Origin of the sequence: Rhodococcus yunnanensis NBRC 103083, from assembly GCF_001895005.1 — a bacterium.
In the GTDB taxonomy this organism is placed as follows: domain Bacteria; phylum Actinomycetota; class Actinomycetes; order Mycobacteriales; family Mycobacteriaceae; genus Rhodococcoides; species Rhodococcoides yunnanense.
Window position 1 is genome coordinate 77,973 of sequence record NZ_BCXH01000013.1, and the last position, 20,899, is coordinate 98,871.

General features: G+C 64.6%; 22 protein-coding genes. 10 read left to right on the top strand and 12 right to left on the bottom strand.

Annotation, left to right across the window (positions count from 1 at the left end; genetic code table 11):
* Window positions 1–9: 9 nt before the first annotated feature.
* Genes RY1_RS19705 through RY1_RS19715 form a run of 3 tightly spaced genes read left to right on the top strand, consistent with a single transcriptional unit; the run spans window position 10 to window position 1,482 of the window.
* On the top strand, window positions 10–699 hold the full coding sequence (locus tag RY1_RS19705; protein WP_072805733.1) for an AzlC family ABC transporter permease: 690 nt from the start codon (window positions 10–12) through the stop codon (window positions 697–699).
* Window positions 696–1,007 carry an AzlD domain-containing protein gene (locus RY1_RS19710; protein WP_072805734.1) on the top strand — a complete coding sequence of 104 codons (312 nt, stop codon included), beginning with the start codon at window positions 696–698 and terminating at the stop codon, window positions 1,005–1,007. Before RY1_RS19705 ends, RY1_RS19710 begins: the two co-directional genes overlap by 4 nt.
* 7 nt (window positions 1,008–1,014) lie before the next feature.
* A complete protein-coding gene (locus RY1_RS19715; protein ID WP_072805735.1) occupies window positions 1,015–1,482 on the top strand; it encodes an SRPBCC domain-containing protein in 468 nt (155 codons plus the stop codon).
* On the opposite strand, the gene RY1_RS19720 is transcribed toward RY1_RS19715, so the two are convergent.
* Genes RY1_RS19720 through RY1_RS19745 form a run of 7 tightly spaced genes read right to left on the bottom strand, consistent with a single transcriptional unit; the run spans window position 1,458 to window position 5,793 of the window.
* The gene (locus tag RY1_RS19720; protein ID WP_245819780.1) at window positions 1,458–1,919 is read right to left on the bottom strand and encodes a MarR family winged helix-turn-helix transcriptional regulator; all 462 of its coding nucleotides are present in this window, start codon (window positions 1,917–1,919) and stop codon (window positions 1,458–1,460) included. The genes RY1_RS19715 and RY1_RS19720 overlap by 25 nt on opposite strands.
* A complete protein-coding gene (locus RY1_RS19725) occupies window positions 1,919–2,506 on the bottom strand; it encodes a DJ-1/PfpI family protein (protein ID WP_072805737.1) in 588 nt (195 codons plus the stop codon). The genes RY1_RS19720 and RY1_RS19725 overlap by 1 nt, the downstream gene beginning before the upstream one ends.
* A gap of 54 nt (window positions 2,507–2,560) precedes the next feature.
* Window positions 2,561–3,346 (bottom strand): CPBP family intramembrane glutamic endopeptidase, encoded by a 786-nt coding sequence (locus RY1_RS19730; protein ID WP_072805827.1) that lies wholly within the window; start codon window positions 3,344–3,346, stop codon window positions 2,561–2,563.
* 44 nt (window positions 3,347–3,390) lie between these two features.
* A complete protein-coding gene (locus RY1_RS19735; RefSeq protein WP_072805738.1) occupies window positions 3,391–3,732 on the bottom strand; it encodes an SIP domain-containing protein in 342 nt (113 codons plus the stop codon).
* The gene (locus RY1_RS30175) at window positions 3,675–3,857 is read right to left on the bottom strand and encodes a hypothetical protein (protein ID WP_169914762.1); all 183 of its coding nucleotides are present in this window, start codon (window positions 3,855–3,857) and stop codon (window positions 3,675–3,677) included. The genes RY1_RS19735 and RY1_RS30175 overlap by 58 nt, the downstream gene beginning before the upstream one ends.
* 2 nt (window positions 3,858–3,859) lie before the next feature.
* Entirely contained in the window at window positions 3,860–4,813 is a 954-nt protein-coding gene (locus tag RY1_RS19740) for an ABC transporter substrate-binding protein (RefSeq protein ID WP_072805739.1), read from the bottom strand.
* 11 nt (window positions 4,814–4,824) lie between these two features.
* The gene (locus tag RY1_RS19745) at window positions 4,825–5,793 is read right to left on the bottom strand and encodes a TroA family protein (RefSeq protein ID WP_072805740.1); all 969 of its coding nucleotides are present in this window, start codon (window positions 5,791–5,793) and stop codon (window positions 4,825–4,827) included.
* 189 nt (window positions 5,794–5,982) lie between these two features.
* On the opposite strand from RY1_RS19745, the gene RY1_RS19750 reads away from it, so the two are divergent.
* On the top strand, window positions 5,983–7,542 hold the full coding sequence (locus RY1_RS19750) for an ABC transporter transmembrane domain-containing protein (RefSeq protein WP_245819781.1): 1,560 nt from the start codon (window positions 5,983–5,985) through the stop codon (window positions 7,540–7,542).
* Window positions 7,539–9,302, top strand: coding sequence for an ABC transporter ATP-binding protein (locus tag RY1_RS19755; RefSeq protein WP_072805828.1), 1,764 nt, complete (start codon window positions 7,539–7,541; stop codon window positions 9,300–9,302). Before RY1_RS19750 ends, RY1_RS19755 begins: the two co-directional genes overlap by 4 nt.
* On the opposite strand, the gene RY1_RS19760 is transcribed toward RY1_RS19755, so the two are convergent.
* Window positions 9,286–10,101, bottom strand: coding sequence for a helix-turn-helix domain-containing protein (locus tag RY1_RS19760; RefSeq protein WP_072805742.1), 816 nt, complete (start codon window positions 10,099–10,101; stop codon window positions 9,286–9,288). The two genes, RY1_RS19755 and RY1_RS19760, sit on opposite strands and share 17 nt — an antisense overlap.
* A 70-nt stretch (window positions 10,102–10,171) precedes the next feature.
* Between RY1_RS19760 and RY1_RS19765 the strand changes: the two genes are divergently transcribed.
* Window positions 10,172–11,188, top strand: a complete 1,017-nt coding sequence (locus RY1_RS19765) for a Rieske (2Fe-2S) protein (protein ID WP_072805743.1) — start codon at window positions 10,172–10,174, stop codon at window positions 11,186–11,188.
* A 1,403-nt stretch (window positions 11,189–12,591) separates the two neighbouring features.
* Here the strand turns inward: RY1_RS19765 and RY1_RS19770 are convergent.
* From RY1_RS19770 to RY1_RS19785, 4 genes are read right to left on the bottom strand one after another with little or no spacing between them, the layout of a single operon-like run.
* On the bottom strand, window positions 12,592–14,076 hold the full coding sequence (locus RY1_RS19770; RefSeq protein WP_072805744.1) for a hydroxysqualene dehydroxylase: 1,485 nt from the start codon (window positions 14,074–14,076) through the stop codon (window positions 12,592–12,594).
* Window positions 14,069–14,791, bottom strand: a complete 723-nt coding sequence (locus tag RY1_RS19775; RefSeq protein ID WP_072805745.1) for a class I SAM-dependent methyltransferase — start codon at window positions 14,789–14,791, stop codon at window positions 14,069–14,071. The genes RY1_RS19770 and RY1_RS19775 overlap by 8 nt, the downstream gene beginning before the upstream one ends.
* On the bottom strand, window positions 14,788–15,021 hold the full coding sequence (locus RY1_RS19780) for an RNA-binding S4 domain-containing protein (RefSeq protein WP_072805746.1): 234 nt from the start codon (window positions 15,019–15,021) through the stop codon (window positions 14,788–14,790). Before RY1_RS19780 ends, RY1_RS19775 begins: the two co-directional genes overlap by 4 nt.
* Before the next feature lie 14 nt (window positions 15,022–15,035).
* Window positions 15,036–17,222 carry a heavy metal translocating P-type ATPase gene (locus RY1_RS19785; protein ID WP_072805747.1) on the bottom strand — a complete coding sequence of 729 codons (2,187 nt, stop codon included), beginning with the start codon at window positions 17,220–17,222 and terminating at the stop codon, window positions 15,036–15,038.
* A 308-nt stretch (window positions 17,223–17,530) separates the two neighbouring features.
* Between RY1_RS19785 and RY1_RS19790 the strand changes: the two genes are divergently transcribed.
* The 4 genes from RY1_RS19790 (at window position 17,531) to RY1_RS19805 (ending at window position 20,851) form a co-directional block, all read left to right on the top strand.
* A complete protein-coding gene (locus tag RY1_RS19790) occupies window positions 17,531–19,267 on the top strand; it encodes a cutinase family protein (protein ID WP_072805748.1) in 1,737 nt (578 codons plus the stop codon).
* 99 nt (window positions 19,268–19,366) lie between these two features.
* The gene (locus tag RY1_RS19795; protein WP_072805749.1) at window positions 19,367–19,666 is read left to right on the top strand and encodes an ArsR/SmtB family transcription factor; all 300 of its coding nucleotides are present in this window, start codon (window positions 19,367–19,369) and stop codon (window positions 19,664–19,666) included.
* Window positions 19,663–20,049 (top strand): VOC family protein, encoded by a 387-nt coding sequence (locus RY1_RS19800; protein ID WP_072805750.1) that lies wholly within the window; start codon window positions 19,663–19,665, stop codon window positions 20,047–20,049. The genes RY1_RS19795 and RY1_RS19800 overlap by 4 nt, the downstream gene beginning before the upstream one ends.
* A 58-nt stretch (window positions 20,050–20,107) precedes the next feature.
* Window positions 20,108–20,851, top strand: a complete 744-nt coding sequence (locus RY1_RS19805) for an alpha/beta fold hydrolase (protein WP_072805751.1) — start codon at window positions 20,108–20,110, stop codon at window positions 20,849–20,851.
* The last annotated feature ends 48 nt before the right edge of the window (window positions 20,852–20,899 follow it).

Sequence of the window (20,899 nt, forward strand, 5' to 3'; positions counted from 1 at the left end):
ATTACGGCCATGCGTTCGATCTGGCGAACACCTGCGCTCCGCGACATCGCACTCGTGTGCTTGGCCGACGGTCTCGTCGGTGCGTCGTTCGGTGCAATTGCCGTCGGTACGGGACTGCCAATCTGGCTTCCGATCGCGATGTCGATCTTCGTCTTCGCCGGCGCAGCACAATTCATCCTCATCGGCGTGCTCGCAGCGGGCGGAAACCCACTGGCCGCCGTCGCGAGCGCTCTACTGGTCAACACCCGATTGATCCCGCTCGGATTCTCGGTCGGCGACACCTTCGACGGACAATCCTGGTTCCGCCGGCTCGTCGGTTCGCACCTCATCACCGATGAAGCGGTGGCGTTCACTGCACTCGGAAAAGACCGTCACAACCGTCGAACAGCGTTCTGGCAGTGTGGAATCGGGCTGTTCTTGGCCTGGAACATCGGAGTCGTCGTCGGTGCGTTTCTCGGCGGAAAGGTCACCGACACCGCCGCCCTCGGACTCGATGCCGCGTTTCCCGCCGTGCTCATCGCACTCGTCGCGCCCGCGCTGCGCGATGCGGTGACGAAGAAGGCCGCAGCACTCGGCGCATGTATCGCAGTGGCAGCGGCGTTCGTCCTTCCCCCAGGGCTTCCGGTTCTGTTCGCACTCCTCGGTGTCATCCCGGCATTCGCAGCAAAGAGACTCTCCACAGCAGAGGACGACGCATGAATCTGCTCCTCCCGATGATCGCCCTGTCGATCGGCACGTTCGCCTTCCGCCTACTCGGACCGATGCTTCGGTCCAGACTCACCATCTCGCCACGCGTCGAACGAATCGGTGACGTCGGTGTCGCGGTCATCTTCACCGCCCTGATCGCCACGTCGGCGCTGGTCGTCGGCAAGCAGTTCGGCGGGTTCGCACTTCCAGCGGGCGTACTCGTCGCAGCCGTTCTCGCCTGGAGGAGGGCGCCGTTCGTGGCGATCGTCGTTGCGGCGGCTGCCACCACCGCGGCTCTTCGCTGGGTCGGCGTTGCATAATCGTGCGATGAACCCCAGCGGCATTCTTCGGAGCACCGAGACCGGTGTCGACCTCGAGATCTCTCGTACGATCGGCGCGTCCCGAGAAGACGTCTGGTCCACCCTCACCGAGTCCGATCGCACGGCCCTCTGGTTCGGTCCGTGGGAGCGATTGTCGGACAGCGAGATTCGCGTTCAGATGACCTTCGAAGAAGGTGCGCCGTGGATGGAGATGACCGTCGACGCCTGCGAGTCGCCCAACCGACTTGCCGTGTCGTCGAACGGTGGCTGGCGGCTGGAAGTGGTCCTCACCGACGACACCACCCTCACGCTGATCCATCACCTGGACAACACCGAGGGCGTCGGTGAAATCGGGCCGGGGTGGGAGTACTACCTCGACAATCTCCTCGCCTCCCGCGACGGAACTCCGAAACCGAGTTTCGACGACTATTTCCCGTCCCAGCAGGTGTACTACGCGTCCCTGTCGGCACGGTAGCGTCTTGACGCCGCGTTGATTCTCCGAATTCCTTCGAGCACGCGGCGTATCTCGTCCTCACCGACGTCGTTGCCGACGGCGTCGGCCCACGCATGTTGGTCGTCGCGCAGTTTCTCGACGGTGAGGCGCCCTTCCTGCGTCGGCTGCAACAGCTTGGCGCGACGGTGTTTCGGGTTGTCGGTGTATTCGGCCCAGCCCTTCTCGACGAGGATGTCAGCGGTGCGCTGAACGCTTTGGCGTGCCAGACCGAGGCCGACGCGGCGGGCAATCTCGGCGACCGCCAGTGGCTGGTCGAGCGTCGCACCGAGGACCTGCCACCCCGCGGGCGTGAGACCTGCAGGTTCGGCAATGTCCTTGGCAGCAGACAAGAATTCGCCGTTGAGCTCGAACGCAGGCAGGACGAGGGATGTCAGCGCGTCACCCGCGGGTGTTCGCACTATTGCCCCTGAAGCTGATCGAAATACTTCCGCTCACCCGTCGAGTAGAGCCCGTACCAGGCGTCGACGACGGGTTGAGGGAAGACCTCCAGGGTCTCGAAGAGTGCCTTCGTGAATTCGAGCGGGGCCGTCCCCGGTGCGGTCACGAGGGTGCCGTCAGCGACCGCGCGCTCGTCTCGGTACAGAGCGCTGCCGGTATATTCGGTTGCCTGCGAGAGAAATTCGGGAGCATTGCTGGTGTGTGGGCGCGCATTCAGCACCCCGGCCCGGGCCAGCCCGAGCGTCGCCCCGCAGATGGCGCCTCGCTTCAACAGGTCGACGGCCGAGTCGAGAATCCGTGCGTGCCCGTCGCCCCATGTATCGCCCCCGGGGAGAATCAGCGCCGCGAGGTCGTCGAGACCGGTGAGGTCGCCGTCGGGAAGAAGCCGAATGCCGCCGAGCGTGGTGACCTCACCACCGCCGTCGGAGACGACCCTGAGCTGGTACCTGTCCGACCCCTGCGCTCGGGCCATCGCGATGCCCGCAACGAGGTATCCGTATTCCCAGTCGGCCATGGTGTCGGTTGCATAGAGAGCGATGGTCTTCACAGCTACCTCCTGATTGACAGTGTGCTGTCACTGTATAAAGATGACAGCACACTGTCAAGATGCAGGCTTCTCGATCCTGCGTCGATTGAGGAGCAACACGATCGCCAGGATGGGATAGAGCGCGATGGCTGCGAACGATCCGACGTACCCGCTCTGGCCGACGACGATGGCCGCGGCAGTGAGCAGAGAGAAGTCGAACAGACCGTGAATGACCGAGTTCAACGCATTGGAGCCCGACACACGCCGGATGAGATAGAAGAAGTATCCGGCGAGACTGACGGCCACCGCCTGCGGAACGGCCGAGACCCCATGACCGATCGCGTTGGTCAGATGCACGGCTCCGAAGATCAGACTGGACCACAGTGCAACTCGGCCTTCGGTCAGCCCATGCTGCCGAAGCACCGTCACTCCGACGCCGCGGAACATCGCCTCCTCGCCCCACCCCACGAGCTGCGTTGCGAACAGCAGAAGAACGATGAACCAGATGCCCTTACTACCCAGTGCGCTGTAGTCGATCCCGAGGAGGATCGCCACCACGAACACGGCCGGAATCACCCAGAGCCACTTTCGGACCGGACGATCGTCGGTCATCACCGGCCGCCACCACCCGAGATACGTGATCACCGCGAAGGTGAACAGCAGTGCCACACCGAGCGGAACGATCAGCGTGAACACCACCCCGCGCACGGACGTGATGGAGTCCTCGCCGGATGCACTGTTCACCAGAAGTCCGCCGAGTTGAATGATCGCCAGATAGACGATGACGACAAAGGCGAACGCAACGTAGGTCAGAGTGCGAGTGCCAGGGCTGACACGGGTGGATGCATGACTGTCGCTCATGACCACAACTGTGGTCGCGTCGACCCGCGGTTGTCCACTACGGGTTACAGACCGACTTCTTCGAGCGCGTGCTCGTACCGGTCACGTTTGACCTCCTCGCCGCCCCCGTCCGTCGCCCAGATCTCCTCCAACCTCTGCTTCGTCTCGTCCGACAGAGCTGCCCACCGACTGGCGCACTCTTCACCGTTGTCGGTCCAGTAGCCGATGACCTTGTACGCCGAGCCGGGAAGCGACAGATCCTGGCGAAGGTACCGGCGTACGCCGCGCTGCATCGCGGTTTCGCCTGCCACCCAAACGTATCCCGGACCCTCCGGCAACGGTCCCGACCTCAGCGCGTCGAGCAGACGTGAAGGCCCGACGCCGTTGCCGCACCCGTGCAGCCACACGAACTCGACATCGGCCGCGGACTCGACGTCTTCAGGTCCTCGCCCCCGAACACGACTCGGATCATTCCCGCTGTGAGATAACGCCTTTCGACGACGGTACCGATGCGGATCGCGTCAGTGCTCATGCTCACACCATCTTCGAGTAGAGGGCGTCCCATCCCTTGATCATGTAGGACACCGTGTAGATCGAACCGTAGTACGTCGAGCCGCCCAGGGTCGTGACATTGCCGGCTTGCACAGCCGGAAGACGTTGCCACAGTGTGCTCTCCGACAATGCCCTGTACTCGGCGCTGTCCGGCTCGTCGGTCACCATGAACCCGTCGACGCCTGCGAGTCGGTCGACGTTCTCGATCGCGATGCCGCCTTCACCGTCGAGACCGCCCATGCTCAGCGTCGTACCGCCGAGGTCCGTCAACGTCATGTCCGAGGGCTTGTCGCCCTTCTGCGAAGTGCGGATGCTGGTGACGTACAGCATGTTCGTGTCCGGCAGGAACGACACGCTCGCAACGGTTCTCGACGCGATCATGGCCTCGTGACGGGTTCTGATGTCGTCGACGAGGGAATCGTAGTCGAGGATCAGCTTGTCCAGGGTCGGCGTGCGCCCGAGCCAGCCCGCCAGATTGTCGAGATTGGTGCGCCACGTCTCGTCGAACTCGGTGGTGAGCACCGGTGCGATGGTCGCGAGATCGTTCACCGGCCACCACTCGCTGTCACTGTTGAGGCAGATGATCAGGTCCGGTTCCAGAGCGAGAATCTGCTCTCGGTTCGGGATCTCGGACAGGTACTCGGCGTCGGCACCGACCGGAACCCACGGCGTCGCCTCGGCGTACGTGTAGCCGATCACGGGAAGTTCGAGCGCCACAGCGGGTTCCAGATCGAGGCGTGAATCGATCGCGACCACTCGCTTGGGTTCGATCGGAATGTCGTAGGTACCGAGCGGGGTCGTCACGGTCTTGGTTTCGGCGGTCGCGGAACCGCGGTCGTCGCTACTGCAGCTCGCCAGGAACGCGGCGATCCCGGCGGCGCCGAGCCCCATCCCGAAGCGCCGGCGGGAGATGTCCAGGTCGATCGTGGTGTTCATCGAGAAACTTTCTAGGAGAGAAGAGCTGCCGCGGTGCGGATTTCGTTCAGATGGTTTCTGGCCGTGACGACGAACCCCTGGTTGAATCGGCCGTCGACCACATGGACGTGACCCGCACGCACGAATGGCAGCAGGTCCCATGTCGGGCCGAGATCGGGTACCTTCCCGGAGCCGTCGTTGACCTGCAGGATCATCAGGTCGATATCGGCGAGTCGCTCGAAGTTCTCGGGAGCGAGTTCGAGACCGCCGTCGACCGTAGGGTCGAAGTTGGGCACGACGAAGCCGACGTCCATCGCGGTACTGACCTGAATACCGTTGTGCTGCAATCCGAGGAAGCCGTCGCCTGCCGCAGCGATCGCCAGTCGCTTACCGCTCAACACACCGGAGAGCTCACTGCGAATGGACGTGACGTCGGCGTTGTACTCGGCGAAGAGCTCGGGACCGACCCCTGGGCGTCCGAGGGTGGCGAGCTGAGCGGTGAGATCCTCGCGCCAGCCGATGAAGTTGTCCGAGATCGGGGCAATCGGCGCGATCTGCCGCAGGCGATCGTTGCCGTACCAGTCCACCTCGTATCCGTAACTCGGCACCAGAATCAGATCGGGTTCGAGCTTCAGGAGCTGCTCGTAGTCGACCTCGGTGCCATCCCCGAGACCCAGACGCGGAAGTTCCTCGCGCACGAGCGAACCGAACTGCACCCCGACGGGCTCGGTGGGCAGGAACGATGCGCCACTGGCCACCATCGGATACCCGGCGAGCAGGCCGAACTCCAGATCTGCGCGGCCCTGGATGGAGACGACACGCTGCGGATCTCGCGGGATGTCGACGGAGTCCTGGCTGTATCCGAACGCGAATCGGTCGTCGATGTCAGGCGCCGAGGACGCCTCATCGGTGGAACAGGCGGCCAAGGCTGCGCCGAGACCGGCTGCGGCCAAACCGAATCCGAAGCGTCGACGACTGACATCCGATGCAATGATGGACATGGGTATTCGTTTCTCCGATCTCTGCCAGCCTCTACGTAGGCAAGGCTCACCTGAGATTATCGGACGGCTGCGGGCGCGGGTTCACCGAAACGGCCAACAGATCGATCGATTCGGCCATGGCGCGAACGGCACACGAGTTGGCCGAAGTCGCACTCCCGCAACGACTACTCCGGACCGTACGGTCTCGTGGTGGACCACAGCACACCAACGACCCGTTCCGTCGTCGAGTACGCCATAGCTGCCGACGGCCGCGGCCGACGCCTCTCCTTCGCCGCGGCCGGCTTCACCGGCCACCAGATCGGTGAGGCGCTGGTACCCGTCGTGATCGGGGCCGTCATCGACAGAGCCGTCGCGACGGGTGACTCCGCGGCACTGGGGCGTTGGATCCTGATCCTCGGTCTCGTCTTCACCGGCCTCCTGCTCAGCTGGCGCGTCGGCGCGCGGCTGTGCGAATCGGTCGTCGAGTACGGCGCGCATGCGCTGCGGATGTCCGTGGTCCGGCTCGCCCTGGATCCCCGCGGTCTCGCGACCCGCCGGATGCCAGGTGAGTTGTACTCGATCGCGACCGCCGATGCGGGCGGGGTATCGAACTTCGCTCGTACGCTGTCCACCAAACTCGCTGCCGTGTTCGGGGTGTTGACCGCCGCGACCGCGTTGTTCGTCATCTCGATCCCACTCGGTCTGCTGGTGGTGCTGGGGACGCCACCGGTGTTGGCGATCATGTTGCGGCTCGGACGGCCGCTGGAGCGAAGACGTGAGGCCGATCAACACCAGGCGGCTCTCGCCGGCGCACTGGCCACGGATCTGCTGTCCGGTCTACGAGTACTGGGCGGGATCGGAGCCCAATCGAACGCACGGACCCGATATACGACGGCCAGTCGATCGTCGCTGGACGCGACGATGCGAGCCGAGCGATATCAGGTGCTGTACTCGGCCCTGAACGTGCTGATGACCCGAGGATTCCTTGCCGTCATCGCCGGCGTGGGAGCCACCCTCGCGGTGTCGGGGTCGATCACCGTCGGCGAACTGATTGCGGTCGTCGGGCTCGCGCAGTTTCTGAGCGGACCGTTGATCGACATCGTGTACTTCGGTGAGGGCCTCGCCTGGGCGCGTGCGTCCGGCGGCCGGATCGCAGCGTTTCTCGGCTCGCCTCTCGCCGTCGACGATCCGACCGGCGAGATCCGCGCAGCGGACGTACTCGAGATTCGGGGCGAGACCGTCCACCCCGGCGAGATACTCGGAGTGCACGCGGGCCCGGCCGACAGCCTCGAGCTGATGAACCTTCTGGCGCGAAGAACCGCGTCGAACGGGTCGGTTCTCGTGAACGGCAGAGATATCGACACCATCGCGCTCGACAGTCTGCGACGGGTCATGCTCGTCGTGCCCCACGACAGTGTGTTGTTCCTCGGCTCGATTCGGGACAACGTGCCAGGGCCGCGCATCGAACGTGCGTTGGTCGCGAGTGCGGCGGACGAGGTCGTCGCGACGCTGCCCCACGGCCTCGACACCCGCGTGACCCAGGACGGGCTGTCGCTCTCCGGCGGCCAACGACAACGAATAGCGTTGGCGCGGGCACTCGCCGCCGACCCCGACGTCCTCGTCCTGCACGATCCGACGACAGCAGTCGACTCCGTCACCGAAGCGGCCATCGCGTCGGGTATCGCCGATGTTCGATTCGGCCGCATCACCGTTCTGATCACATCGAACCCGACGTTGCTCGCCACGTGCACGAAGGTAGTGACCCTGTGACAAGTGCCGAACTACTTCCCACCGCCAGCTGGCCGGAAACACGAAGAGCTGCAGCAGGATTGATTTCGACGAGACGGTGGGCCACTCTTGGCGCCGTTCTCGCTCTCGTGGCGTCGACGACGGTGGGCCTGGCAACCCCGGCAGTGCTCGGGGCGATGGTGAACGTCGTCACCGACGGCGGCGGTGACGCCCAGCGCCGCGTCACGATTCTGGCGCTGGTACTGGTCGGCGTCGCCGTCGGCCAGTCGGTTCTCGGGGCGGTGAGCAACTTCTTCGTCGCCCAGGTCGGTGAATCCACCGTGGCCGATCTGCGCGAACGCGTGATGCATCGCGCTCTCGACCTACCCCAGTCCATGCTGGAACGCTCCGGCCGCGGCGATATCGTCTCGCGGATCACGAGCGACGTCAGACTCGTGACTCGCGCTGTCGGCGAGGCGATTCCGGTCTTCGCGAGTGCCGCGTTGACGATAGCGCTGACCATTGTCGGTCTCGGCGCGTTGGATTGGCGGTTCGCGGTGGCCGCGCTGATCGCAGCTCCCATCCAGATTCGCGGGCTGCAGTGGTACTTGAAGAGGTCCGAACCGATCTACCGTCAGGAACGCGAAGCCGAAGGAGAACGTGCTCAGCAGACGATCGACTCGATCGGCAACAGCGACACCGTCTTCGCGTTCCGGCTCAGCGCAGCACATCTCGGCCACATCGAGGAGAGATCCCTCGCCGCGGCCCGGTTGAGCCTGCTCGCGACCCGGTTACGGACACGCTTCTTCGGCAGACTGAATCTCGCCGAGTTCGTCGGGTTGTCGGCGGTCCTCGTCGTCGCCTTCGTTCTCGTCAGGCGCGGGGAAGTATCGCTCGGCGCAGCGACGGCGGCAGCACTGTACTTCTATCGCCTCTTCGATCCCATCGGCGCGGTTCTCGGTGTCTTCGACCAACTGCAGGAAGGCGGGATCGGTCTGGCGCGCCTGGTCGGGGTGACCCAGATTCCCCGACCTGCCCCGACCGCGGATCCCATGACACCGTCGGACAGTTCGATCACATTCGACGATGTCTCGTTCGGTTACGACGACACCCGTGCAGTCGAGAAGGTCACCTTGTCCATTCCTGCCGGTTCGCACGTGGCGATCGTCGGCTCCAGTGGTGCCGGAAAATCGACGCTCGCGAGGCTGGTGGCAGGCGTGCACGACCCGCAGGCCGGGACCATACGCATCGGCGGCGTTGCGCGAGAAAACATTTCACCCTCGAACCTGTCCATCGCGTTGGTCACCCAGGAAGTGCACGTGTTCGCCGGTACGGTCCGCCAGGACCTCCGGCTCGTCGATCCCGATGCCGACGACAGTCGAGTGCTCGACGCGCTTGCCACGGCGGGCGCGCTCGATTGGGTCGAGGCACTGCCGCACGGGCTCGACACCGTCGTCGGCTCCGGTGGGCATGCACTGACGTCGGCCGCGGCGCAGCAGTTGGCATTGGCGCGAGTGGCTCTTCTCGACCCGGACATACTGCTGCTCGACGAGGCCACCGCCGAAGCCGGAAGCGCAGGTGCACAGGACTTGGACGACGCGGCCACGCGGCTCGCGACCGGCAGGACCACCGTCACCATCGCTCATCGCCTGTCGCAGGCCGAGCGCGCCGAGCTGATCGTCGTCATGGAAGCCGGCCGTCTCGTCGAGCAGGGTTCGCACACAGACCTTCTCGCCATGGGCGGCACGTATGCCGCGCTGTGGGAGGCGTGGTCGGTGGGACGCGTCAGGCAGAGTCGGTGAGTGACCACGCCGGATCCGCGAGGTCCGGTGCAACGGCAAAGTAGCTGGCAGGGGTGCGTCCGGTGACACGACGGAACACGGCGACGAAGGCACTCGGTGCGTCGTAGCCGACACGCCTGCTCACCACTGCAACGGGAACGCCCGCAGCCAGATAGGTCATGGACGCTCGCACGCGAACGTGAATTCGGAACTGCGCAAACGACATTCCGGTACCTTGCGCGAACACCCGGGTGAGTGTTCGAACGCTGCCACCGACGGTCTGCGCCCATTCGGACAGACTCCGCGGATCGGCCGGGTTGGCGACCAGTGCCTGCGCGACGACGAGAGCACGCGCGTCCTCGGGCATCGGAATGTCGATGGCAACGACATCGAGCGGGGTGAGGGTGTCGAACACCACCTGCTCTGCGCGTAACCTCGCCGCCTCGGGCATGGCGCGGCGATGCAGATGGAGTATCACTTCGCGGAGTACACCGCTGACCGCGAGAAAGCCCGCCTCGGCCCAGGGATGAGGGAAGACCTCCGGTCGGAAGTAAGTGGAGAAGAATTCCGTGCTCGGCCCCGCTGTCACCTCGTGGACGGCACCCGCCGGTATCCACAACCCTACGGTCGGCGGCACGAGCCACCGGACGCCGTCGACGATCGCACGCAGATCTCCCGTCGCGCCCCACAGCAGGTTGTGCTCCTCGTGGGTGTGGAGTCCGTAGAAGCGAGCGTCCTGACGGCAGATCGTCGACGTCGTCATCGAGAACGGCAGCGGCACGGCCCGGCCCACCGGCACGTCCTTCGTCGGATAGCTCACCGGGGCAGCATACCGGTTCGGTTAGGCGAACCTAAGTGCGGCTCCGCTGCAATTTCCGCATACTGGACCCATGGCTTCACTCGATGCACTTCGCCGTCGCTGGCCCAAGAGCCTTCCACTGCAGCCGTTACCGTCCGAGTCGTGGGCCAAGCAGGAGCCGACCTGGAAGGGCGCCAACCCGCAGGTCATCGAATCCGCCCTCAAACGAGCGAAAACCAGACCCACCGGGAACTGGTTCGTCTTCGCCGCCAGCCGAGACATCGGCCACGACACACCGTTCGGCCGAGACATCGGCGGTCTCGAACTCGTCGCGTGGCGCGGTGAGGACGGCGGCATTCACATCGCCCCCGGCTCGTGCCCTCACCTCGGGGCACCCCTCGACAAAGCGAAGATCGAATGCGACACCCTCATCTGCCTGTGGCACGGCATGCCGCTCGGCCCCACCGGCAGGCCGGGGTGGCGACCTCTTCCCGCGTTCGACGACGGAATTCTGGTGTGGGTTCGACTCGACGACCTCGGCGGCGAGGAACCCACGGAGGTTCCGATCGTCCCTCTCCGGCCTCCCGCCGCGACGAGTATCGACGCCGTCATCACCCTGACCGGCATCTGCGAGACCGACGACGTCGTCGCCAACCGCCTCGACCCGTGGCACGGCGCGTGGTTTCACCCGTACTCGTTCGCGCGGCTGAAAGTCGTCGACGCACCCACCGACATCGACGTCCCCGAGGAGGACGACCGCTTCCTCGTCGACGTCACCTTCCGCGTCAGCCGCGGCGCCGGCGTGCCGGTGCGAGCGGAATTCGTTTGCCCGGGCCCACGCACGATCATCATGCGCATCCTCGAAGGCGAGGGCGCGGGTAGCGTCGTCGAAACCCATGCGACGCCGCTCGGCCTCGGTCCCGACGGCAAGCCGCGTACCGCGGTCATCGAGGCAACAGTCGCGAGTTCCGATCGCAAGGGATTCAAGATTGCCCGACGCGTCGCGCCGCTCTTGCGCCCGCCGATGGGATGGACGGCAGCACGGTTGTGGAAGGACGACCTCGACTACGCCGAGCGCCGGTACCACCTGCGGTCGAAGGGGCTCTAGCGCCACCGCCCCCAGCCCCCGCACCCCCCACCCCACGCAAACGCACGTGCATTTGCGGGACCGGCGGACACAACCCCAGGCCAACCCCCCCCACCCCACGCAAACGCACGTGCGTTTGTGTAGTGGGCGGACAGAATTCGCAGTCTGCAAGAAATGCACCCGAATTGACTGGCGCCGCTGTCGGCTTCCAACCGAACTTGCGTGACAAGAGTGCATCCACGTGGTCTGCTCACCTACGGTCGAGTAGCGGGCCGAATTGATTGTGGTGAGAAATCGCTTCTGGGTAGACGCGGCAATAGATAAATCCCCCGCTCGACCCGAGCAGGGAACCCATCCGACCGCGAGATTCGGCTATGACTCCGGTTCGTGGTGCTCGGATGAAGATCGATCAACCCACGGATTTGATTCCCATAAGTAGTTCAATCCGAACGTGACCACAGCGCCAACCACCGCAGTTAAAACTATCTTCCACAGCGGCATATCCGCTGCCAATCCCCAAACCAACGCGAGTGCAACAATTATTCCGACTACCGGGCTCAGAGCTGCCCTGGCTGTTGAATTCATACTGCGCCTCCTCTTCGTTGATCCGGCTAGCAATTGTCGATACCACCAATAATACCGCCGGCTATACCTCCTGGCAGGGCACCAGCACCTCCGGCCTCGATGCTAGCCACTCCACCGGTTAATGCGCCTTTGCCGATTCCCCCTCCGATTCCGTTCACGCAGTCTTGCCACCCCACCAAGCGCAAAAGTGGTGCCGCTGGGCTCGCGATAGGCGCTCCGGAAAAAGCCGGAGGCTCCGGTGGCGAGAACTCCGCTTCCCCGGCGTGTGCGGTTCCCGATCCAATCAATGCCGCCGCTGCGCCGGTCAGAGCAATACCTGCAATTGTTGTCAGCAGTTTTCGCATTAGTTACCCCCCCAATGTGATGGTGCCTTTTCGATCCTTTCGTTGCGTAACGAAATCAACGGTAACGAAACCGACCAGTCGCTTCAACCATTGAGTGACATATTCCACCCCACCCCACGCAAACGCACGTGCATTTGCGAGATGGGCGGGCAAAACCCCAGGCCAACCACCCCACCCCACGCAAACGCACGTGCATTTGCGAGATGGGCGGGCAAAACTGCAGGCCAACCACCCCACCCCACGCAAACGCACGTGCATTTGCGGGACCGGCGGACACAACCCCAGGCCAACCACCCCACCCCACGCAAACGCACGTGCATTTGCGAGATGGGCGGGCACAACCCCAGGCCAACCACCCCACCCCACGCAAACGCACGTGCATTTGCGAGATGGGCGGGCACAACCCCAGGCCAACCACCCCACCCCACGCAAACGCACGTGCGTTTGCGTAGAGGGCGGGGTGCGGGGTGGGGGCTAGCGTCGGGCTAGCGTGGGCTAGCGGCGGAGGCTGGCGAGCTTATCGAACACCCGGTACCTCCCGCGGACAGGGACGGTCTCGATGTCATGACCCGCGACACCCCAGCCGGCCAGAAGGGTGTTGGCAGCCGAAAGGCCTGTCGTCGCGGCACGTTCCATTAGTGCGACGGGCAGGTCGATGCGAATGCCGTCGCCCGCGAGCACGAGACCCGGTTCCGGGGTGCGCACGGTCGGGCGTGAGGCGAAATGCCCGAGACCGAACATGGGGCAGTCGTTCCGCCATTCCGAACGCTCCGCCACTACAGCAGCAGCCCGAGTTTCCGGATAGATCTGGTGCATCCGCGCAATCAACTGCTCCCGAGTGACGTCCTCGGATTCCGTTGCCGCATAAGCATGCAACTCGACAACCGAGCCGCCGGTACGCTGAGACCAGGAAAAAGCCTCGTCCTCGAACCTCTCCAGCACGCTGATGTTGTCGATCGGCGGCATTCCGCCGGTGCCGATGAAGGCGGGACGGTCGGCGTTCACGGGCTTATCGAGCCACGCTCGGTGCACGAGGAACGGCGGTGTGTTCTGCAGATCTGACACCTGCGAGCGCCACTCCGCAGTACCCAGCGATCCCGTCAGCCGCTGCAACCCCGCAACATCGCATGCCAGCACCACGGCGTCGAACTTTTCACCGTCGACGGAGAATCCCGGCGAAATGTCCTTGACCGCAACACCCAATCGAAGATCGACTCCGAGCCCGGTCAAGTACTCTCCCAACGGATCCCACAGCGTCTGCGGGTACGGACCGACGGGCACGTCGAATACCAGCCCCTCCGACGACCCGAGGAAGTACAGGTGGAACATCATCGCGAGCTCGGCTGCGGACATTTCCTCCGGATCGGCGAAGAAGCTACGCGAGAAGACACCGAACGCGAGATGGCGCGCGGGCTCGGGAAAGTTGATACGCCGCAGGAACTCCGCGGCAGGGACGTCGTCGAGCTGGTCGTAGATGCCCGGAACACTGACCGTCATCAGCGGCAGCGCCGCAATACCGTTCAGCTTGAACAGGTCCCGGACCTTGAATGTCGGACTTCGACCGACGAATGCGAATGCATTCAAACCAGGCGTCGATGGCAAACCCTTGAAGCCGTCGACGCGGCCGTCGCCGTCGATGAGCGGATAGTCCTCGACCTCGTGCAACCGCGCCAACGCGGGATCGGTACGCCGCAATAGATTTCGTAGGTTGTAGTACTGCCGGAAGAACGCGTGGAACCCGCGGCTCATGGTTGCCGTCGAGCCGTCGTCCAGCGTCGTCGACCAACCACCGACGCGGCCACCCAGGTACGACTCCTTCTCGAAGACCGTGACGGACACACCCCGCTCCGCCAAAGCCGTTGCCGCAGAAAGCCCGGCGATCCCGCCGCCGATGACGGCGACCCGGGGGACCGAAGCCAGCGAAAAAACGTCCGCATATCCCGGAGAGGCGCTGTGTACGACGCGCCGCCGATCACCCATTCGGTCGCGCTCCGAGGAAGGTGTGTGCGACGCCGTTCTGCCATCCCGTCATCGTTTCGGTGTCGAGCGAGGTGAAGCCAGCACGCTGCATGCGCCTCGAAAATGCTTTCACGCCATCGAAACTGGCGACGCTGCGCCACAAATGCTTGTAGAGAGTGATGTCACGCGTGACGACGTAGCCGAGCGGAATGATGATCGCCCAGCACACCGAGGTCCACACCGCCCTTGTCCGCAGCGAATCCCTGACGGAGTACTCGTGGAATGCGATCGACGATCCGGGCTTCAGCAGCGACAGCAGCGAGGCCAGTTCCTTGTCCGGGTCGGCGACGTTCCTGATGAGATACGCCGCGAGGATCGCGTCGAACGGACCGTCGACGCCGTTCGCAGCCAGGTCCTCGACGCGGCTGTGCACGAACGTCACGTTCGACGGCCACTTCTTGCTCCGTGCGACCTCGAGCATCTCCGATGACGCGTCGGCCGCGATGATCTGCGCATGCGGTGCCGCTGCAAGCAGAGCTGCCGTCGATGCGCCTGTGCCACAACCGATGTCGAGCAGAACCAGTCCGTCACCGAGACCGGGAAGCCGTAGCCGCTCTGCCGATTTGGCGAGGTGATCATGGTATCCGGGGTTTGCCCCGACAAGCCGGTCGTAGGACGTCGCGTCCTGATCGAATGCGCTGGGAACCTCGGACCGAGGAAGGCCGTACTTGCTCACAGCTCGGACTCGCCGGCCACGCGCGCGGACGGACCGCCTTCGATCGAGACGACATCGCCCTGATGCAGCTGCCGACCACGCCGGACGTCGACCTCACCGTTGACACTGACCTGACCGTCGGCGATGAAAACCTTCGCCTCCGCGCCGGACTCGATGAGATTCGCGAGCTTGAGGAACTGCCCCAGTCGGATCGATTCGTCACGGATAGGAACATCCACTACATCAGCCATGCCTCCATCTTGTACTACGAGGCCTGAAAACGCCGTAGGCGCAGGCTGTTGCTGACGACGAACACCGACGAGAACGCCATCGCCGCGCCCGCCAGCATCGGATTGAGCAGACCGGCGGCAGCGAGGGGTATAGCCGCGACGTTGTAGGCGAACGCCCAGAACAGGTTGCCCTTGATAGTCGTCAGCGTCCGCCGGGACAACCGGATCGCGTCACCGACAGCCCGCAGATCACCGCGCACGAGGGTCAGGTCACTGGCCTCGATCGCCACGTCGGTGCCGGTTCCCATCGAGAGGCCCAGATCGGCCGTGGCTAACGCGGCCGCGTCGTTGATGCCGTCACCGACCATCGCGACCACCTTGCCCTCCGATTGGAGCCGGGCGATCGCGTCGACCTTTCCCTGCGGCAGGACACCCGCGATGACGTCGTCGATTCCTACCTCGGCGGCGATCTTCTTCGCCGCCGCCTCGTTGTCCCCGGTCAGCATCACGGGCGTCAGTCCGAGCTCACGCAGTTCGGCGACGGCTTGCCTGGACGTCGGCTTGATCGTGTCGGCGACGACGAGCACGCCGCGGGCTCGTCCGTCCCATCCGATGGCGACCGCGGTACGGCCGCCCAGTTCGGCGTCGAATATCGCCCGCGCCAGTTCCGCAGGGAGATCCAACGACCAATCGGCCAGCAAGGACGCCCTGCCCAGCACGACGGCCCGCCCGTCGACCATTCCGGTGACCCCGAGTCCCGCCTGGCTGGCGAACTCGTCGACAGGCAGCTTGTTCGTTGCCCCGTCAGCTATCGCCCGTGCGATGGGATGCTCGGATCCGGCCTCGATCGAGCCGGCCACCTGCAGGACCTCGTCGACATCCTCGCCGGGGGCGGCATGAACGTCGAGCAGACTCATCACGCCGGTGGTGACGGTGCCGGTCTTGTCGAGGACGACGGTGTCGATGCGCCGCGTCGACTCGAGCATTTCGGGTCCCTTGATCAGAATCCCGAGTTGCGCGGCCCGGCCGGTCCCGACCATCAGAGCGGTCGGCGTCGCCAACCCGAGCGCGCACGGGCAGGCGATGATCAGCACGGCGACCGCAGCGGTGAATGCCGCAGCGACGGAACCACCTGTGCCGAGCCAGAACCCGAGAGTCGCGACAGCGATCGCGATGACGACCGGAACGAAGATGCCGGAGATTCGGTCGGCGAGCTTCTGTGCCTGCGCTTTACCGGTCTGCGCGTCCTCGACGAGCTTGGCCATCTGCGCGAGTTGGGTGTCGGAGCCGATACGTGTTGCCTCGACGACGAGCCGGCCCCCGACGTTGACCGTGGCGCCGACGACCGTATCGCCCTCGGACACCTCCACGGGAACGGATTCCCCCGTCAACATCGACGCGTCGACGGCGGAAGCACCGGAGCGCACGACGCCGTCCGTCGCGATCTTCTCCCCTGGTCGCACGAGAAACAGGTCCCCGACCGCGAGATCTGCGATCGGAATCTGCGTCTCGACGCCGTCGCGCAACGCGGTGACGTCCTTGGCCCCGAGATCGAGCAGCGCGCGAAGTGCGGCGCCTGCCCGGCGCTTGGATCGGGACTCGAAGTACCGCCCGGCGAGGATGAAGGTCGTCACCCCTGCCGCGGCCTCGAGATAGATGTTCGACGACCCGTCCATCCGGGCGATCGTCAGCTCGAACGGATGCTTCATTCCCGGGGTGCCCGCGGTGCCGAAGAACAATGCGTACAGCGACCAACCGAGCGCGGCGAGCGTGCCCATCGATACGAGCGTGTCCATCGTCGACGTACCGTGCCGCAGGTTCGTCCAGGCAGCCTTGTGGAACGGCCACGCACCCCAGACGACGACGGGAGCAGCCAATGTCAAGGACAGCCACTGCCAGTTCGTGAACTGCAACGCCGGAACCATCGCCATCGCGATCACCGGGACCGACAGGACCGCCGAGATCAGCAGACGCTGCTTCATCGGATCGGCTTCCAGGGCGTCCGGAGGTTCCTCGGCCGGAAGCGTCGCCGTGTAACCCGCGTCCTCGACGGCCTTGATCAGAGTCTCGGTAGGCACACCGTCACTCGTCACGCGCGCTTTTTCCGTCGCGTAATTGACCGTCGCGCTGACACCGTCGAGTTTGTTGAGCTTGCGCTCGATTCGGTTGGCGCACGACGCGCATGTCATGCCGCCCAGTACCAGTTCGGTCTGTGTGCTCATTGTTGGCTCGTGTGGGCGTGCTCGTACGTCTGAGCAGGTGGTTCACCCGTTGGCCCCACCGCGGTGCCGATGAAATACGCAGCAAAGAACACCATTGTTATTCCGAGCACGAATCCTGCGAGCTTGACCGATGTCGCCAATGTCCTGCACCTCTTTCCTCTCTCGTTTCTACCATACCCCCCTAGGGTATGGGGTCGTCACGATCCGATCACGGTGTAACGCGCGGTGTTCCCGAGGCGAAACCCAAGTAGCCCGCGGCGAAGTGCCGGACGGGTAATCGGTTCGGGGACAATTGATTGGGAAGAACCATGCCTTTTCGCGTTTCGCCTCGCAGGCCTGCGAACACACGACGACTCGTCACGAGCGCAGTCGCCTTCGTTTCGCTCGGAGCACTGGCAATCGGTGCCGCCGCAGTGACGACCTCGAAATTGTCCACCTCCGATGCCCAGGTCGAGCTCGCATCGACGGCGACCTGCTACGACATGGTCAGCATCGCCATCGGCGGACGCGGTGACACCCCGAGCAACAGCGCGACGAAGATGCTCACGACCCCCGACGGCACGCCGCTTCCGGCCGCACTTGCCGGCGACTTCGAGAGCGACTGGATCGACCAGATGGTCGGCGCACCCAACAGCGCAGTGCAGCAGGGCTCCTACGCGGCTGTCTACATCGATTACCCGGCAAATCTGGATACGTACGAGACGGCCGTGCAGACCGGCGTCGACAACTCCCAGACCGTCATGAAGGCCATCATCGCCTCGTGCCCCGACACACGCTTCGCGATCGTCGGATACAGCGAAGGCGCCGACGTCACCCGTCGTGCCGCGATGGAAATCGGTAATCAGACCGCGGATGCCAACGGCAAGTATGCAATCGTCGACCCCTCGCAGGTGGTCGGCGTCGTGATCCTCGCCGACGCGGGCCGCACCGAGGGTGAGAGCGCATTTCCCGGATCGCAGTCCGGCACCAACCCCGACAACTTCGACACCAAATATCAGAACAGCGCGAACGGCCCCTCCGGCGCGGGCGCACTCCCGGCGACGTCGGGGAGCTTCGGCGCACTCGACGGCAAGGTCGCCTCGTTCTGCTCGCAGAAGGACCTGACCTGCGCGATGCCGCAGAACACGTCGCTGCTGCATCTGGCCGCCAATGTCGGCCGTCAGCTCGACGTCGACGCCATCCAGCGCGACAACACACTGACGCCTGCCACCGGTGCCGAGATGGCGCTCGTTCTGGGACGCATCGCCGTGGCAGCGTTCAACGACATCGCCTCGCAGGACAACTGGCTGGCCGGTGACGAAACCTTCCTCCAGGTTCTGATCAAGGTCTCCGAGCCCGGCTACACCCCGGCCGATCCGACGACCAAGGTCGCAGCGAAGACCGACGACGGCACCGAGACCGAGCCTCTCCCCGCCGAGAGTGCCGTCAACCTTGCCTACCTTCCGTCGAAGATCGCCAAGGAGATCATCGGGTTCATCGGTTCCAACACCGACACCGTGCCCGTGCTGATGAACGATCCGTACGGTCAGACTCTCGGCCCCGGCTCGGGAGCGCACTTCGACTACTGGCGCGACTCGGACGCCTCGAACGGCAAGCCGTTGACCTCCGCGCAGTACGCCGCGGCATGGTTGACCCAGTTGGCCAAGGACGCCGAGGCAGGTAAGCCGATCAAGTCGGCCGAGGTGCAGCAACAGGCTCGCCTGGTCGCGCAGTCGGCGACCACCACGTCCACCGCCGCGGTTGCCACCTCGACGGCCACATCCCCCGTCGCGGTTGCTCCTGTGGTACCCGCCCAGGTCGCGCCGCTCGCTGCGCCGCCGGCACCGATAGAGGGCGCCCCCCAGGTGCTGGTGGACGGTGCCGTCATCGAGGGTGCACCGGTCGACGGCGTTCCAGTCGAAGGCGTTCCAGTCGATGGCGCTCCGGTAGACGGTTCGGTTGCCGGTTCGGCGGCCGCGAGCACTCAGGCAACCGCTGCGCCCGTCACGACGGCAGTTGCCCCGACGGCAGTGGCCCCGACGACGACGGTTGCGCCTGCTCGCTAGATCCCGCTCCACATTCAGCCCCCACCCAGTTTCTCGGGTGGGGGCTGAACTGTTCTTCGACGATTGACATGCAAGTGCGGACTTGCCTATCGTGAACGAGTGACGGAGCAGCCGGACGACGCCGAGCTGTTCAAAGCGATCGCAGACCCGACCCGTCGGACCATTCTCGACGAGTTGGTGCTGCGTGACGGTCAGACGTTGTTCGAATTGTGCACTCGCCTGATCATGAACCACGGCAATTCTTCGTCACGGCAAGCTATTTCACAGCATCTCGATGTCTTGGCCGCAGCGCAGCTCGTTCGCGCGCAACGCGAGGGCCGCTACAAATTCCTCTACGTCGATACACGCCCGCTCTCCCGAATCCAGCAGCGCTGGCCCACCTCCGAGGAGTCCACATGAAGATCTACATCTCGTCTCTCTTCGTCCCCGACCAGGACAAGGCGCTCGACTTCTACACCAACACTTTGGGTTTCGTGGTCAAGCACGAGATTCCCATGGGGGAGTACAAGTGGCTCACCATCGTCAGCGCGGAGAATCCCGACGGGCCCGAGGTGTCACTGGAACCCGATATACACCCCGCCGTCAAGCCGTTCAAGGACGCCCTGACGGAGGACGGCATCCCGGCAACCTCGTTCATGGTCGACGACGTCAACGCCGAACACGAGCGACTCACGGGCCTCGGAGTCGTATTCACCCAACAGCCGACCGACATGGGAACGATGACGCTCGCGACCTTCGACGACACCTGCGGCAACCTGATCCAGATCGTGAGCATGCAGTAGTCACGGTGTCGTGGTTGCCCGACAGTACTGTCGGGCGCACACGCTATCGTCACCCCTCATGCCCACAGTCCACGCCAACGGCGCCGAGATCTATCACGAGGTACACGGCGCCGGTGAACCCGTGCTGCTGCTCCACGGCGGATTCTGCTCGCTAGAGCAGATGCGTCCCCAGATCGATTCGCTCGCACCGCGATACCAGGTGCACGGCCCCGAGCGACCCGGCCACGGCCGCACACCCGACACCGATGAACCCTTCGGCTACACCACCAGCGTGGCGGACACCCTCGCGTACATGGACGCGGTCGGCCTGAAGGACGCGCACGTCGTCGGGTACAGCGACGGCGCCATCATCGGCCTGCTCATCGCGATGCACTACCCCGAACGCATTCGCTCGTTGGTGGCGATCAGCGCGAACCTTCACCCGTCGGGATTCGTGGGCGACGACACCGACAACTGGCCGCCCGATCCCGACGCCCCGGACACCGACTCCACCCGCGCGCACTACGAAGCCTTCTCCCCCGACGGGCCCGAGCACGCGGATGTCGTCGTCGAGAAGCTTCGGGTCCTGTGGACGAGCGAACCGGACATCGACCCGTCGGCACTGGCTGCGATCACGGCTCCGACGCTGGTCATCGCCGGCGACCGTGATGTGATCCGCGCCGAACACAGCAGGCTGATAGCGACGTCGATTCCGTCGGGCCAACTCTGTGTCGTGCCGGGCGCAGGCCACGGTTTGATGGAACAGCGGACCAGTCTGGTCAACACGGTCATCGCGGAGTTCGTCGATTCCCTGGCTGGGTGACGTCGCAGGTAGCAGCTCACAGCAACCCCACAGAATACGTGATTTAGG